The sequence below is a fragment of the Chromobacterium vaccinii genome (genome assembly GCF_001855275.1).
Lineage (GTDB): Bacteria > Pseudomonadota > Gammaproteobacteria > Burkholderiales > Chromobacteriaceae > Chromobacterium > Chromobacterium vaccinii.
In genome coordinates this window covers 2,948,902-2,961,981 of the sequence record NZ_CP017707.1, presented here as the reverse complement: position 1 = coordinate 2,961,981, position 13,080 = coordinate 2,948,902, and the positions used below count along the sequence as shown (strand labels likewise).

At 65.6% G+C, this 13,080-nt stretch carries 16 protein-coding genes; 2 read left to right on the top strand and 14 right to left on the bottom strand.

The window, feature by feature from the left end; genetic code table 11:
* Window positions 1-16: 16 nt before the first annotated feature.
* The 13 genes from BKX93_RS13720 to BKX93_RS13660 all read right to left on the bottom strand — a co-directional run bounded on the left by BKX93_RS13720 (window position 17) and on the right by BKX93_RS13660 (window position 10,191).
* Window positions 17-646: a phage baseplate assembly protein V gene (locus tag BKX93_RS13720; protein ID WP_046157999.1), complete on the bottom strand. Its 630-nt coding sequence runs from the start codon at window positions 644-646 to the stop codon at window positions 17-19.
* A 10-nt stretch (window positions 647-656) separates the two neighbouring features.
* A complete protein-coding gene (locus BKX93_RS13715; protein WP_070980235.1) occupies window positions 657-1,703 on the bottom strand; it encodes a phage baseplate assembly protein in 1,047 nt (348 codons plus the stop codon).
* A complete protein-coding gene (locus BKX93_RS13710; RefSeq protein WP_070980233.1) occupies window positions 1,687-2,991 on the bottom strand; it encodes a DNA circularization protein in 1,305 nt (434 codons plus the stop codon). Before BKX93_RS13710 ends, BKX93_RS13715 begins: the two co-directional genes overlap by 17 nt.
* Window positions 2,991-5,252: an NlpC/P60 family protein gene (locus BKX93_RS24730; protein WP_145929319.1), complete on the bottom strand. Its 2,262-nt coding sequence runs from the start codon at window positions 5,250-5,252 to the stop codon at window positions 2,991-2,993. The genes BKX93_RS13710 and BKX93_RS24730 overlap by 1 nt, the downstream gene beginning before the upstream one ends.
* Window positions 5,253-5,320: 68 nt before the next feature.
* Window positions 5,321-5,695: a phage tail protein gene (locus BKX93_RS13700; RefSeq protein ID WP_070980229.1), complete on the bottom strand. Its 375-nt coding sequence runs from the start codon at window positions 5,693-5,695 to the stop codon at window positions 5,321-5,323.
* A 122-nt stretch (window positions 5,696-5,817) separates the two neighbouring features.
* A complete protein-coding gene (locus tag BKX93_RS13695) occupies window positions 5,818-7,242 on the bottom strand; it encodes a phage tail sheath subtilisin-like domain-containing protein (RefSeq protein WP_070980227.1) in 1,425 nt (474 codons plus the stop codon).
* A gap of 67 nt (window positions 7,243-7,309) precedes the next feature.
* Entirely contained in the window at window positions 7,310-8,008 is a 699-nt protein-coding gene (locus tag BKX93_RS13690) for a DUF1834 family protein (protein ID WP_070980225.1), read from the bottom strand.
* A 74-nt stretch (window positions 8,009-8,082) separates the two neighbouring features.
* Window positions 8,083-8,298 carry a hypothetical protein gene (locus BKX93_RS13685; RefSeq protein WP_021475230.1) on the bottom strand — a complete coding sequence of 72 codons (216 nt, stop codon included), beginning with the start codon at window positions 8,296-8,298 and terminating at the stop codon, window positions 8,083-8,085.
* A 10-nt stretch (window positions 8,299-8,308) separates the two neighbouring features.
* Window positions 8,309-8,506, bottom strand: coding sequence for a TraR/DksA family transcriptional regulator (locus BKX93_RS13680; protein ID WP_021475231.1), 198 nt, complete (start codon window positions 8,504-8,506; stop codon window positions 8,309-8,311).
* On the bottom strand, window positions 8,503-9,066 hold the full coding sequence (locus BKX93_RS13675; RefSeq protein WP_046167720.1) for a hypothetical protein: 564 nt from the start codon (window positions 9,064-9,066) through the stop codon (window positions 8,503-8,505). Before BKX93_RS13675 ends, BKX93_RS13680 begins: the two co-directional genes overlap by 4 nt.
* A complete protein-coding gene (locus BKX93_RS13670; RefSeq protein WP_046167721.1) occupies window positions 9,063-9,284 on the bottom strand; it encodes a hypothetical protein in 222 nt (73 codons plus the stop codon). The genes BKX93_RS13675 and BKX93_RS13670 overlap by 4 nt, the downstream gene beginning before the upstream one ends.
* A gap of 2 nt (window positions 9,285-9,286) precedes the next feature.
* Window positions 9,287-9,691 carry a M15 family metallopeptidase gene (locus BKX93_RS13665; protein WP_021475234.1) on the bottom strand — a complete coding sequence of 135 codons (405 nt, stop codon included), beginning with the start codon at window positions 9,689-9,691 and terminating at the stop codon, window positions 9,287-9,289.
* 80 nt (window positions 9,692-9,771) lie between these two features.
* On the bottom strand, window positions 9,772-10,191 hold the full coding sequence (locus BKX93_RS13660; RefSeq protein WP_021475235.1) for a Mor transcription activator family protein: 420 nt from the start codon (window positions 10,189-10,191) through the stop codon (window positions 9,772-9,774).
* A 339-nt stretch (window positions 10,192-10,530) separates the two neighbouring features.
* Between BKX93_RS13660 and BKX93_RS13655 the strand changes: the two genes are divergently transcribed.
* Together BKX93_RS13655 and gmhA are read left to right on the top strand one after the other, a co-directional pair.
* Entirely contained in the window at window positions 10,531-11,277 is a 747-nt protein-coding gene (locus BKX93_RS13655) for a S24 family peptidase (protein ID WP_052717522.1), read from the top strand.
* A 154-nt stretch (window positions 11,278-11,431) separates the two neighbouring features.
* The gene (gene gmhA, locus BKX93_RS13650) at window positions 11,432-12,016 is read left to right on the top strand and encodes a D-sedoheptulose 7-phosphate isomerase (RefSeq protein WP_082107180.1); all 585 of its coding nucleotides are present in this window, start codon (window positions 11,432-11,434) and stop codon (window positions 12,014-12,016) included.
* Window positions 12,017-12,089: 73 nt separating this feature from the next.
* Here gmhA and BKX93_RS13645 read toward each other — a convergent pair whose 3' ends face one another.
* The gene (locus tag BKX93_RS13645; RefSeq protein ID WP_046158009.1) at window positions 12,090-13,022 is read right to left on the bottom strand and encodes an alpha/beta hydrolase; all 933 of its coding nucleotides are present in this window, start codon (window positions 13,020-13,022) and stop codon (window positions 12,090-12,092) included.
* Window positions 13,023-13,080: the final 58 nt, after the last annotated feature.

Below are 13,080 nucleotides of genomic sequence, written 5' to 3'. Positions count from 1 at the left end.
GCGGCCTGGGGCCGGCTCAGCCTTTGGGCGGGCTGGTCACGCCGCCGGAGTCGCCGTTGTGGATGTGGCCTTGCAGGCTGATGCCGCCGGCCTTCACATCGCCGCTGGCGCTGACGCTGCCGGTGACCTTGGCGCCGCCGCCGCCCTGGATGGCCAGGCCGCCGTTGCCGCTGATCTGGCCCTGGGCGATGAACTGCGCGCTGGCGTTCAGCTTGGGCGTGGTGAAGCTGGCCTGTTCGCTGGCATTGACCTGCCAGGTCTTGCAGTCGAGCTGGAAGGTGTCGCACTCCACCGCGATGATCCTGCCGCGTTTGAGCACGATCTTGCTGCCTTCGTCGCTGTACAGCGCCACTTCGCCGGGTTGCAGCGATTGCAGCCGGTAGCTGCCGTGCTCGGTGGCGATCACCACGCTGTGGGTGGTGCGGCCGCCCAGCGGCAGCACCATGGCCATGCTGCCCGGCGGCGGGTTGGAGGTGTAGCCGTAATGCTGGAACAGCTCGGCGTCCTGCAGCCGCTCGCCGGCCAGCGCGTCGGCCTGCGCCGCCTGCACGCCGCCGTCGCTGTCGACGTGGGTGAGCACCGCGCGGAAGCCCTGGCGCACATTGCTGAAGGCGCGGCGGATGCGTTGGTCTACTTCATGCCACATGTTTTTCTCCTTATTGCTTGCCGGCGCGCATCACCGGAATCCAGCACTTGTCTTCCTTCAGCGTCAGCCGGGTGACGCTGCCCTGGCCGCGGCCGCCCTCGAAAGTGCGGGACATCAGGAAATAGGTGCCGTTGATGCCGTGCGGCTCGCTTTCCACCTCGATGCGCTGGCCCGGCGTCCACAACGCGCCCTGGCTGTCGCGGTGGCCGGCCACGGTGGCGGTCAGCGTGTAGCCGGCCAGCCGGGCGTCGGCCAGCATCTTGTCGGCGCGGGCGGCCAGCTCGGCCGGGCTGGCGGCGTCCGGCTCCACCTGGATGCGCGGCTTGTGGTAGCAGACGTCGGAATCGAAGACGTGGTGTGTCATCGCGTGGCGGCCCGGCGTCAGCGATTGGCCGTGGCCCTGGCCCAGCAGCGTCAGCTCGGAATAGCGCTGCGCGTGGGAGCGGGTCTCCGCCAGGCTCAGCACGTTGTTGCCCTTGCCGTCGCGGCGCAGGATCAGCCGCGCGCTGGCCGGCCGGCTGTAGTCCGGGCCGCCCACTACCAGCGTGCCGTCCGGGTCGAACCAGGCGGTCAGGCCGTTGGCCTGGGCGGCGCGGGTGAGCACGTCCCAGGCGCTGTTGCCGGGATCGACGTTGATCTTCTCGATCTGCCCCTTGGCCTTGGCGTCGACGCGGATGCTGGCGATGCCCAGCGGCTTCACCACGTTGTCCAGCACGTCCTGCAGCGTCATGCCCTTGCCGGTGAACAGCGGCGCGCTGCAGTCGAGCAGCATGCCGGCCAGGTCGCGGCCGGACAGCGCCAGCTGGTGGCTGCCGGAGGCGACGCTGTGGCTGATGTCGTCGATGCGGCCCATCAGCACCGTTTCGCCGCCGACCAGCACCTTGACCATCGCGCCCGGCTCCACGTCGGGCGGGAACACCCCGCCGGGCAGGCCCAGCGACACCTGCCAGGCGTCGGCGGCGACGACCAGGTCGGAGTCGACCGAGTAGTGGGTCCAGTCGCCGTGCTGGCGGCCGCCTATCTGCAGGCTGACGGTTTGCTTAGCGGGCGTAGCCATAGACCAGGGTCCCCGGAGTCAGATGGTTGGGTTGGGACAGCTGCGGGTTCAGCCGCAGCAGCTCCTCGGCGCGCTCGCTGTCGCCGTACCACAGGTGGGCCAGCTGGCGCAGATTGCAGGCGGATTCCACCTTGCGTTTCAGCAGCGGGGGCTTGGCGGCGATCAGCGCGGTGGCGCCTTGCTGCACCTGCAGGCCCAGCTCGCGCAGGCCGTCCACCACCTTGTAGGCGTCCTCGGCCGGCAGCGAGGCGCGCCACTGGTCTATCGTGGTTTGCAGCGAGGCGCGCACGTCGCCGGCGATCTGTTCCAGCGCCGGTGGGGTCAGCGTCGGTTTCTGCGATTCGCTGGCGAAGACGCCGCCGGCGGCGGAGGCGAGCTTGGTGGATACGTTGAGCTGCAGCAGCGCGTCGATGCGGCGCTGGTCGTCGCTCCACACCGATAAGGTGGCGCTGGCGGACACCGGCGAGATGCCCTGGCGCACCGCGTCCGGCAAGCCTTCCAGCCGGCGGCGCAGCGCCTTCCAGTCGGCCAGCGTGGCCGACGACATCTCGGCGGCGGTTTTCAGCGCCGGCAGCGGGCCGATCTCCGCTTTCAGATCGAAGCGCCAGTTGGCCGCCTCATCCACCAGCTGCTTGGCCTGGGCGACGAAGGCTTGCGGATAGGCGAGCAGATCGGTCGCCTGGGCCACGGCCTGGTTGGCCATCGCGGCGAGCTGGCGGACGGTGGCGGTCAGCTGCTGGCGCAGCGCGGCGACGCGGGCCAGGGCGCCCTTGGCGGTGGCCACCAGGCCCTGGGCCTTGGAAAAGGCCTCGCCGGCCATCTGGCGCAGCTTGTCCACCTGCGACGAGATGGCTTCCACCTGCGGCAGCGTCTTCTTGGCGGCGAAGAAGGGATTGCCCGGCGTGGCTTCCACCCAGTTGATTTCCACGGTGCAGGAGTCGGTGGCGTCGGCGTCGTGGCTGATCTGGTAATCCACCACCTGGGCCTGCGGCATGCTGCCGAACACCGGATGGACCAGCTCGCCGGGGCCGGCGGCGTCCAGCGCGGCGACGAACTGGCGCAGCCGGTGCTGGTAATCCTTGCCCCAGAACATGGCCGACAGCGACACCTTGCGCGCCTTGCGGCCCAGATCCTCCACGTCGGCCCCGTCCTTGTACGGGTATTCGTGCATCGCCTGGTCGCGCTGCGCGCTGTCCACGCTCTTCAGGCAATCGAAGCGCACGCCGCGGAAGCTGGCGTCCACCAGGGGGCCGGCGGACAGGCCGGCGAACACATTGAGGCTGAACATCAGCTCCTCCTTTGTTGTTGGCTGTTGGCGGCGTTGACGGCGGCGACGATGTTGCCGTTTTGCACGTCGACCACCACGCGCAGCGGTTGGGTCAATTGCGTCAGCGCGGCGCTGAGCTGCGCGATCAATGCGGACAGCTGCGCCTCGGCGGCGTTGCCTGCCGCCGCGGGCGCTTGGCTGGCTGCGGCGGGTTTCTTGGGCGGCGCGGCCGGCTTGGGCTGGGCCTTGGCTTGGTTGGCGGACGCTGCGGCTTTGGGAAGCGGCTTGGCTGCGGCGGGGCCCGGCGCCGGCGCTTTTGCTGCGGGGGCGGCGGGCGGAGCGGCCTGGGCTTGAGCGGCAGGATGGGCCGTACCGCTGACGTCTACCTTGCCGGCTTTGAAGCCTTCCATTCTTTGCATGCCGTCTTGCAGTGCGTCGCGTTCCGCGGTCGTCATGTCTTTCAGTTTTTTGCCGTGCAAGTCCAGACCGCGTTTGGCTGCTGTCTTGTAGATCATCTCGGCGTATTTCTGATGGTCAGCCTTGCCGGAGTGATCATCCATGGCATAGCCCGGCAACATTTCTTCCACCGAATGATTGGCATGATCGTGAAACAGCAGCTGAGCCTGCGCGGCGCGGCCTGCTGCCTGGCTCTGGAAAATGGCGTAGCCGTTGTGGTCCAGATCGACGACGCCCTGGTATTTCTTTTGAGCCCTGGCCAAAGCTTTGGCTTTGCTCACCTTGAGGTGCTTGGTGGCCTCCTCGCTGCCGGTGAAGCCAAATTTCATATTGCCGGGATTGTTGTCGCGCCAGGAACGCGAACCGCCGGTCCGAGTTTCAGTCGTGCCGTTATTGAGTCGGTATTGCCGCGTCTTGTCTTCAGAACGAAGTAATTGTTGGATCTTGTCATCCCCGATGGTTTGCGGGGTAGGCTGGCTTGCGTTGGCTGCGGCCGCCTTTGGCTTCGGCTGGTTGGCTGGCTTATGCGCGGCTTGGACTACGGGTTTCTGTGCCGCAGGCGCATGGGCCTCCTTCCCTTGAACTTGCGCAGGCGCTTTCAGATATTCAGCCTTGGGGCGCAAAAATTTTTGCGGCTGTCCCCACCATGCGCCCTTGCCCATTTGGGCGCTGGATGCGCCTTTCTTGGATTGAGCACCGAAGAAGCTGCCTTTGCCGGTGTTGGCGTCATAGGCCTCGACAATACCGGTATGGTTCTTCTCTCCACGCCACAATGCGATGTCGCCGGGTTTGACGTCTTTGGCGTCGACTTCCTCGTAGTATTTGGAGTTGGCCATGCCCGCTGTGGTTTGGTAAGGGATGGCATAGCCCGCGCCCGTCAGCGCTTGATTGACCAAATGGGAGCAGTCGATGCGGTTGACGCCTCTGGCGTCTTTTTCCCCGTTAGCACCATCCTGGTGTTTGTAACCGTTGAAGCGGCCGCGTTGGTCCAGGATGGACTGTCCTCCCGCCCCTTTGCCGGAGGCTGTCTGCGCATGGGACGTTGGCGCAGTTTGGACTGGGCGCGCATTGGCTGCGGGAACGGTAGGCGTGGGGTGCGGCGGCTCAGTGGGCTGTGCAGCCTCAGGTGGCTGGGATGGTGCTTGGCCTCCCTGCATAGTTTTTGTAACTATGGGGGCTAGATTGTTGATGGCGTTTTTGGCGCGCTGTGCATACTCGACAGTCGATGTGCCGTTTCCATCGCGGGTTTCTTGGTTTTTCTTGAAGAGCGCGCTGGCTCCGCCAACGCCTCTTAAGTGCGCTGCGCCGGCAAAGGCGGCGATTCTTTCCGCAGGCGCATTCGCATCGATGGCCTTCAACTTGATGCCCTGATTGATTTGCTTGTTGGTGTACTCAAGGAATTTTTCATCTTGTAGCGCTTTATTGCCCAAGAAATTTTTCAACCCGCCGGCTACTTTCCAGTTGGATTCGTTTTCCAGAAATTTAGCGTGAAGGCCGGTATTTTTTGCGTACCAGTAGTCTTTCCAGTTTTTGCCATATTGTTTTTTGGCCGTTTCGATCGCCGAGTTATATTTCGTTCGGTCTACTAATCCTGTTTCCACAAGCGCTTCCGCGCCGAATTGATATTGGCCGTAATATCCCTGTCTATTGTCGCTATTCAGTTTGCCCGAGCTTTCCTTTTGCATGACGGCTGAAGCGTATGCACGTGTTTCGGCGTCAGTTAAGCCAACTATCTTCCCTTTCCCTTGAAAATCCAACGCGTGCTGGATGAGGTCGAATCCCGCATTGGCTTTGCCGTTTCGTGTTTTTTGAGTCTTCAGAGTCATCGCAGCGTACCTGTTGAAAGTGCTGCCTGCTGATATGACAGGCAGCACTGATTAACGACTTGGCAGAGTTATTCCGCGACTTTGCGCAGCGACATCAGCTTGATATCGCGGCGCGCTTCGCTTTCCACGCCGTATTTCTCGCCAACTTCCAGCGTGAAGCAGTCCAGGTAGCTGGTGCGCTTGCCGCCCGGGGCCAGCGGGAATTCGGTCAGCTTGGCGCCTTCGATCGCTTCCCAGTCCAGGTCGCCGGTCAGCGGGATGGAGACGGTGACTGCCAGGTCGTATTCGGAGATGCCGCGGGCGAAGCCCTTGGCGCGGCCGCTGGAGTTCATCGTCTTCACCACCTTGCGGCCGGTGCGGCTGCTGACGTTGAGGTCGATGACGTCGATTTCCTGGCCGTTCACTTCCAGGACGATGGAGCCTGCGTATTCTTTCAAAGCCATGAGACTTTCCTTTTCGATTCGGGATGGGGCGGCCGGGCGGCGGCCCGGCCGGCTGGGAGGTTGAAGGAAGGGGGAGAGGCGGGGCGGCCGAGGACTGCGGGATCAGCCGCCTTGCCGCGCGCTTACAGCAGCAGGTCGATGCGGCCGGCGAACACGTGCAGGCCGTTGACCACGTCCACCGGGATCTTGGCGTCCAGGCGGTTGGCGTCTTGCAGGTCGCGCTCGACGATCAGGCCGGCCTTGTTGGCTTCCACCTGTTCGATGATTTCCAGCTCTTCCAGCTTGTACAGCACGTCCAGCAGCTCGGAGCGGACCTTGGACGGGGTGCGGTCGGACAGCTTCTCGCGCGGGAAGCGCAGCGCGATGCGCTCGCGGCAGGCGCGGCGCACGTAGTCCAGTGTGCGGATGGTGGTGATGTCCAGCAGCGAGACGTCGTCCACGCCTTGCGCGTCCTTGGTGTAGGTGCTGATGGCGCGCACGATCTGCACGCGGTCGCCGGCGGCCACTTCCAGCGGGGTCACGCCGTTGTAGAGCGCGTTTTCCTGCTCGGTGCGGCTGGTGCGGGAAGCCAGGTCCACCACGTCCAGGCCTTTCAGCTCCAGGGTGTTCAGCGGACGGGCCGGATCTTCCTCGCTGGCGATCACGGCGGCGCAGGCGGCGGCGATGTCGGCCGACAGCTTGGCCGAGCCGCGGTACCAGGCGGCGGTGACGCGGCCGCTGTCCAGCTTGGCGGACAAGGCGGAGGCGTCGGCCAGCGCGCCGGTGGTGGCGATCACGCCGATGGCGCCGCGTTGTTCCAGCGGGCCGGACACGAAGTCCAGGTGGTTGCGCAGCGCGGTCAGCGCGGCGTCGCCGGTGAACGGGCTGGCGATGATCTGGTGGCCGCCGCTCACCACAGCGGCCAGGGCCGGAGCGAGATCCGGATCGCCGGCGCCGCCCTTCATCGGAGCGATGACGACGCCGAGGCCGGCGATCTGTTCCTGCGCCTTCAGCGCGATGCTGTTGCCGATGCTGCCCTTGTGGCGGGCGGTGAGGGTCAGCACTTCCTTGGCCGCGGACGCGGTTACCGGCAGGTCGGTCAGTTTGGTGATGGCGGCTTGCGCGTTGGCGGCGATCTTGGTCGGATCGTCGGTGGCGGCGACGGCCACATCGACGCGGACGGCGCCGATGAACAGGCTCAGCACGCCGGCGGCGGCGGCCGGGCCGCTGAAGGTGAAGGAACCGGAAGCGGCGGTGCCGGCGGCCGCGTCATCGACGCCGATGACGGTCAGCTGCAGGTAGGGGTTGGCGTTGATCGCGGCGCGCGCCATCAGGTGGGCGTTGGAGCCGCGGCCGAATGCCTGGGCGGCTTGGTCGTCGCTGAACACATCCAGCGCGGCCAGCGCCGGCTGCGCGGCGGTGTCGGCCAGGCGCTGGCCGATCACCAGCACGCGCTGCGGATTGCCCGGCAGCGTGCGCACCGCCAGTTTGGTGTTGAACTCGAAGTATTTGCCCGGCTTGCGGATGGAGGCCGGAATCTGGTCGAAGCTGATGTTGGCGCTAGCCATAAGGAAAGGCTCCTGGTGTGGCGGTTGGGGAGGTGCCGCGCCGGTTGGCGCGGCGAGGGGAAAGCGGTTACTTGGGTTGCGGCGCGGGATTGGCGACCACGTCCTGGGCCTTGACGCCGGCGGCGCCGGCCAGGCTGTAGTTGAGCTGAGTGCTCTGCCAAGTCTTGGCCGGGTCTTCCAGCCGGCCCCCGAAGGCGCGGAACAGCGCGTCCGGGTCGGCGTCGGTCTGCGGCGACGGCCAGTGGCCGTTGTCCAGCGCCTCGTCCAGCCAATAGGTGCTGAAGTCGCAGGCCACCAGGCTCCATGGCTGGCCGTCGCGCGGGGCCTGGCCCAGCGGTCGCACCTTTTCCGGCAGCAGCGGATTCACCGCCAGGCCGAAATCCTGCGAGGCCAGCAGGCGGCGCGCGGCGTAGACCAATTGCCAGACGCCGGCCCCGGCGTAATTGGCGTCGGCTTGCAAGCGGTCGCCGACGATGACGGTGAACAGCGCGTTGGCCTTGTAGCGCAGACGCTGGCTGGCCTGCGGCTGGCTGGACGTGATGCCGCCGGCCACGGTCCACAGCGCCGGCAGCCTGGCCAGCGCCTGCGGGTTGATGGTGGGGCTGGACTGGCCCGGGGTGAGCCGGCTGGCGTAGTCGCCGTGGGCCAGCTGCAGGCCGCACAGGGCGGTTTCGTCCAGGTCCGCCGCCACTTCGCGCACCATCCGGCCCATGCCTTGGCGCAGGCGGTCGGCGATGGCGGTTTGCACGGAAATCAGCATGGACATGGTCATTCCTTGGAACGATGGTGAGGATGGGGAGAGTGTGACGCCGGGCGGCGCCGGGGCTTAGCTGAGGGGTGTCAGTGCACTAGGCGTTTGAGCAGTTCGCCGGCCAGGGTGACCAGCAGCGCGGACAGGGCGCCGGATACCGCGCCGCTCTTGGCGGCCTGGATTTCGACGTCGCGCAGACGGCCGTCCAGCTCTTCCAGTTTCTTGTCCTGTTTGGCGAGGTGGGCGACGATCATGTCAAGCTTGCCTTCTATGCGGCCCAGGGCCAGCAGGTTGTCGTGTTCCACGTGAAACCTCTCACTTCTCGGCCAGTTGCTGGCACAGCACGCAGCGGGTGCAGCTGGGGATCGCCGCGCGGCGGGCGCCGGGAATCGGATCGCCGCAGTCTTCGCAATGGCTGAGGCCGCTTTGGCGCCATTGCTCGAAGTGGCGGGCGAGCGCCTGCTCGCGGAATTCGGTTTCCAGCTCGCTGGCCCGGTCGAAGAAGTCGGTCATGGTGTGGGTTCCTGTTGAGGGTAGAGTTGTTTCAGGGCGACAAGGCGTTGCTCCAGTTGCTGGCACCAGGCGCCGTAGTCGGCGGCGTGGGCGAGGAGATCGGGCGCCGGTAGCCCGGCATCGGCGCCGGAGGCTTGGGCGGCAGCTCCAGCAGGTAGGGGCTGGGCGCCGGGCAGCTCGTCGGGATAGCCGAGGAGCTGGCGGTAGAGGCGCAGGCTGTCAGGGCCAAGGCCAGTAAAGCGGGGACCATCGTTGCGGGTGACATCGTCTATCCTTTGCGCTTGTCGCCGTTGTTGCGCTTGCAGCGCCTGCTGTTGTTCCAGCAGCCGGCTTTCCAGTTGATCGATGCGCTGGCGCCACTGCCGCTGTAATTCCATGGCCGCGGCCTGGCGTTGTTGTTGCGCGCGGCTGTCCGCCGATTGCATTTCGGCGACGGTGGCCTGCAGCTTGGTTTGCCAGTACTGGCGGCTCTGGCTGTGGCCCAGCGCGTAACCGCCGGCGGCGGCGAGCAGCGGCAGCAGCAGGCCGGAGCCCAGGCGCAGGAAGGAGACGGGGATCATGTCCGGCTCCGGTCGCGATAGGCGGCGATCAGCCGCAGCGTGGCCGAGTAGCCGCCGACCACGCCCATATAGATCAGCCAGATGTCGGCGGTCAGCGCGCCGCGCCAGCCATTAACAAGAAACATGATGGTGGCCGCGGCGCAGGCGATATTGGCCCACAGCCGGCTGTGGCTGAGGCGGCGGCTGCGCGGATGGCGGAGCAGGTCGGCGAGGCGCATGCTCATTTCTCCAGTGACAGTTGGAAATGGGGTATCTCATGCAGCGGCGCTTCCAGCGTGCCGTGCCAGTACAAGCCCAAGGACTGGGCGATCCGCCCCATCACCTGCCAGTGAGGGTGGTCGATGTCGCAGATGGGCTTGCCGGCGTGCAGCGGCACCACGTCAAAGGCGCGGGCGGCGGGATTGCCGTGCAGCATCGCGTTGTGGGCCGATTCGCCGGGACGCGCGTAGGTGACGATGACGCCGGGCAGTTCCCGGCCCCGGCGGTACAACTGTTCCTGCTCGGCGGCCGAGCGCCAGGTGCAGATCAGCAATGGGTCCACTCCCTGGTCCCGGCACAGGCGCAGAAAGGTTTCAGCCAGCGGCTGCAGTTGCGGGTGCAGATCGGAAATGGCTCGGCTTGCCATGGGGTCTCCTTTGCCTGATGAAATGCGTTGCTCGGCCTGGGAGGCGGGTAGGCGGCCCTCGGCGGCGCCGTGCCGGGGGGTCAGTGCACTTCGCAGTCGGCCGGCGGGGTTTTCAGCACGCGCCAGACCATGCGGTCGCTGAGGCGATAGCGCATCGCCAGCACGCCCACCGCCTCGTTGGCGCCGAGTCCTTCCACCAGCATCGCGTCGAAGTCGCGGATCATCTGCTGATTGCGCGCCTGGCGCAGCGCGGTGCTGCAGCGCGGGATATAGAGGATGTCGCCGCCGAAATGGCCGGTCAGCCGCTCGGCCGCCTCCTGGCCGATCACCTCCACCAGCGCGGCGAAGCGCAGCTGGCCTGCGCGGCTCTGGTTCTTGGAGAAGGGCAGGGTGGTGCCGCCCAGCGCCTGCACTAACTGCAAAGTGCGCGGCATGCCAATCAGCTGAGCGACCAGTTGCATGGTGGAGGGCAGAGCGGGATATTGCGCGGCGGTATTCATCACGTGAGCTCCTGAAAGCCCCTCTAAGGGCCTTGGCAGACAAATAGTTCTAAATGAGTTATAGTTTGAGCAAGGCTAAACCAGGGAGCGCCTGGGTTTTATGCAGGCAGTTATTAGAACTGCATTAGTGGTTGAGTGCATATATTTTAGCACTTTTATAAGTATCATTGCTAATTAGTAGAACTACTTATGAAGTGTGATTGCTATTGTATGCCTTGCTTTTGAACTAAACAAGCAACGGGATGTCACTACTTATGTCAGTTACATTCGACAAAATGACAATGCGATGGTAATCTGGGGCGCCGCTCCAACCGTGCATGACTTCCGATGGAGTTCCAAATGGAAAATTCGCAGCAACAGACCGATTTCCGGCAGCGCCTGGAACTATTGATCGGCAGCGAGAAGCCCTACGCTTGGGCGGCGCGCCACGGTCTCAACAAGGGGTCGTTCACCAATATGTGGTACAAGGGCGGCGTTCCGCGGGTCGGAACCGCGCAAAAGATCGCGGCCGGCAGCGGCTGCCGGGTCGAGTGGCTGCTGTACGGCGAGGGGCCGATGCAGGACGAGCGCGCGCAGGCGCAGGAGGCCGCGCAACCGGCCGAACTGCCGTCCTTGCCCGCGCGCGGCGACGCGGATGAGCACGAAATTCCTGCCGGAGTGCAAGATGAGTTCTGTTTTATCCCGCGTTATAACCTGAAGGCGTCGGCTGGCTTTGGAACCAGCGCCGCCGGCGAGCAGCCGATGTTCTATATGGCCTTCCGCCGTTATTGGGTGAAGAACTATTTGAACGCTTCGCCGCGCGATCTGGTGGTGATCAGCGTCAAGGGCGACAGCATGAGCGGCGTGCTGGAGGACCGGGACACCATCCTGGTCAATACGGCCGAGCGCAATCCCGGCGAAGGCCTGTTCGTGATCCGCATCGGCGATGACATCTTCGTCAAGCAGCTGCAACGCTTGCCCGGAGGCGCGGTGCAGGTGAAGAGCGCCAATCCCTTATATGAAACTTTCACCGTGGATCTGTCCCGCTCCGCCGGCGAGTTCGAGGTGATCGGACGGGTGGTGTGGTTCGGCCGGCAGATCGCCTGAGCGCGTCGGCGCGCATCCTGGCGCGCGCCGGGTTTCCCGGCTGCCGCCGTTGCGCGATCGATGCCCCCTTGCCGGGCCCGGCCAGACCCCGGCCGCTCCGTGCCGCCGGATCATCAGGTGTACACTAGAGGCTGACCAAGCAACGGAATTCATCATGCAAGACCATATCCGCGCCAGTCTGGGCGAAGCCAAGACCGCGCTCGACAATCTGTTGGCCAACCCGCAGGCGCTCGCCTCGGTGGAGGCGGCGGCGCAGGCCGTCATCGGCGCGCTCGAATCCGGTGGCCGCGTGTTTTCCTGCGGCAACGGCGGCTCGATGTGCGACGCGATGCATTTCGCCGAAGAACTCACCGGCCGTTACCGCGGCAACCGCCGCGGCATGGCGGCGATCGCGATCAGCGATTCCAGCCACATCAGCTGCGTCGGCAACGATTACGGCTACGACGAGATTTTCGCCCGCTACCTGGAAAGCCATGCCCGCGCCGGCGACGTGCTGATCGGCCTGAGCACCAGCGGCAACAGCCGCAACGTGATCCGCGCCGCCGAAGTGGCGCGCGAGCTGGGCGTCAAGGTGGTGATCCTGACCGGCCGCGCCGGCGCCAAGCTGGAGCCGCTGGCCGACATCTACGTCAACACCCCGGGCGGCAGCTACGCCGACCGCGTGCAGGAACTGCACATCAAGGTGCTGCATATCCTGATCGAGCTGACCGAGCGGCACTTCTTCCCGGAAAACTACTGAGAAGCATCATGCGCCGGGCGGCGCGCGTCTCCGAAGTTGACGCATTTCAGCGAGCAGGCCGTGGGGCCGGCGTTCAGCCGGCGTTGAGGAAGGCGCCGATGCGGCGATAAGCCAGGCCGCATATTTCCGGCACCAGCGCCTCCATGTTGAGGAAGGCGTGCACCTGGTCTTCCAGATGCAGCCGCTCCACTTCGGCGCCGGCCGCCTGCAGCTTCTCCGCATACAACTGGCCTTGGTCGCGCAGGATGTCGCGGCCGGCGGTGATCACCAGCGTCGCCGGCGGCGGGGCAGCCAGCGCCCAATGCAGCGGCGATGCCCGGCCGCGGTCTTCGCCATGCTGGAAGTAATTGTCGAAATACCAGTCGGTGCGGGCCCGGGTCAGGAAGAGGCCTTCGCCGTTTTCCGCCACCGATGGCTGCGCCAGCGTGTAGTCGACGCAGGGATAGATCAGCGCCTGGCGCGAGATCTCAAGCGATGGGTCGGCAAGGCCGCAGAGGCTGGCGCACAGGGCGCCGCCGGCGGAGTCGCCGGCCAGCGACAGGCGCCGCCGGTAGGCCAGTCCGCGGTCGTCAAGTGTTCGCCACACATGCCTGGCCACGCTCAGCGCGTCGTCGAGGCCGGCCGGATAGGGGTTTTCCGGCGACAGACGGTATTCGGCAGCGACGACGATGTGCCGGCTGGCGGCGGCGAGACGGCGGTTGATGCCGTCGTAGACGCTGACGCTTCCCGCCATGTGGCCGCCGCCGTGCAGGAAGACCAACACCGGCAACGCCTCTTGGGGCGCGGGATGGTAGATGCGCACCGGCACGGCGTAAGCGCCGCCCGGCACCAGGTCGTCGTTGACCCAGGCGATGTCCGGCCCGGGCGCGACCATCTGCGCGGTCAACTGCGCCAACGCTTCCCGCGCGCCTATCGCCGTCGGCTTGTAGCCTTCGGCCAGGCGTTGCGCAGTCTGTTGGTTGAGCTCGGCCAGCCAGGGGCGCAGATTGGGATGCAGTCGGTGCATGGTCTGTCCCGTCTATGCAAAGTGTTGATTCATCAGGCTATACCATTCGCATTTTAAC

What these genes read in the sequence shown, in the direction of transcription:
- BKX93_RS13660 (WP_021475235.1), bottom strand. Translation starts at nt 10,191, where the DNA reads ATGAATACCGCCGCGCAATATCCCGCTCTGCCCTCCACCATGCAACTG.
- BKX93_RS13645 (WP_046158009.1), bottom strand. Translation starts at nt 13,022, where the DNA reads ATGCACCGACTGCATCCCAATCTGCGCCCCTGGCTGGCCGAGCTCAAC.
- gmhA (WP_082107180.1), top strand. Translation starts at nt 11,432, where the DNA reads ATGCAAGACCATATCCGCGCCAGTCTGGGCGAAGCCAAGACCGCGCTC.
- BKX93_RS13690 (WP_070980225.1), bottom strand. Translation starts at nt 8,008, where the DNA reads ATGTCCATGCTGATTTCCGTGCAAACCGCCATCGCCGACCGCCTGCGC.
- BKX93_RS13675 (WP_046167720.1), bottom strand. Translation starts at nt 9,066, where the DNA reads ATGATCCCCGTCTCCTTCCTGCGCCTGGGCTCCGGCCTGCTGCTGCCG.
- BKX93_RS13715 (WP_070980235.1), bottom strand. Translation starts at nt 1,703, where the DNA reads ATGGCTACGCCCGCTAAGCAAACCGTCAGCCTGCAGATAGGCGGCCGC.
- BKX93_RS13710 (WP_070980233.1), bottom strand. Translation starts at nt 2,991, where the DNA reads ATGTTCAGCCTCAATGTGTTCGCCGGCCTGTCCGCCGGCCCCCTGGTG.
- BKX93_RS24730 (WP_145929319.1), bottom strand. Translation starts at nt 5,252, where the DNA reads ATGACTCTGAAGACTCAAAAAACACGAAACGGCAAAGCCAATGCGGGA.
- BKX93_RS13670 (WP_046167721.1), bottom strand. Translation starts at nt 9,284, where the DNA reads ATGCGCCTCGCCGACCTGCTCCGCCATCCGCGCAGCCGCCGCCTCAGC.
- BKX93_RS13655 (WP_052717522.1), top strand. Translation starts at nt 10,531, where the DNA reads ATGGAAAATTCGCAGCAACAGACCGATTTCCGGCAGCGCCTGGAACTA.
- BKX93_RS13665 (WP_021475234.1), bottom strand. Translation starts at nt 9,691, where the DNA reads ATGGCAAGCCGAGCCATTTCCGATCTGCACCCGCAACTGCAGCCGCTG.
- BKX93_RS13695 (WP_070980227.1), bottom strand. Translation starts at nt 7,242, where the DNA reads ATGGCTAGCGCCAACATCAGCTTCGACCAGATTCCGGCCTCCATCCGC.
- BKX93_RS13700 (WP_070980229.1), bottom strand. Translation starts at nt 5,695, where the DNA reads ATGGCTTTGAAAGAATACGCAGGCTCCATCGTCCTGGAAGTGAACGGC.
- BKX93_RS13720 (WP_046157999.1), bottom strand. Translation starts at nt 646, where the DNA reads ATGTGGCATGAAGTAGACCAACGCATCCGCCGCGCCTTCAGCAATGTG.
- BKX93_RS13680 (WP_021475231.1), bottom strand. Translation starts at nt 8,506, where the DNA reads ATGACCGACTTCTTCGACCGGGCCAGCGAGCTGGAAACCGAATTCCGC.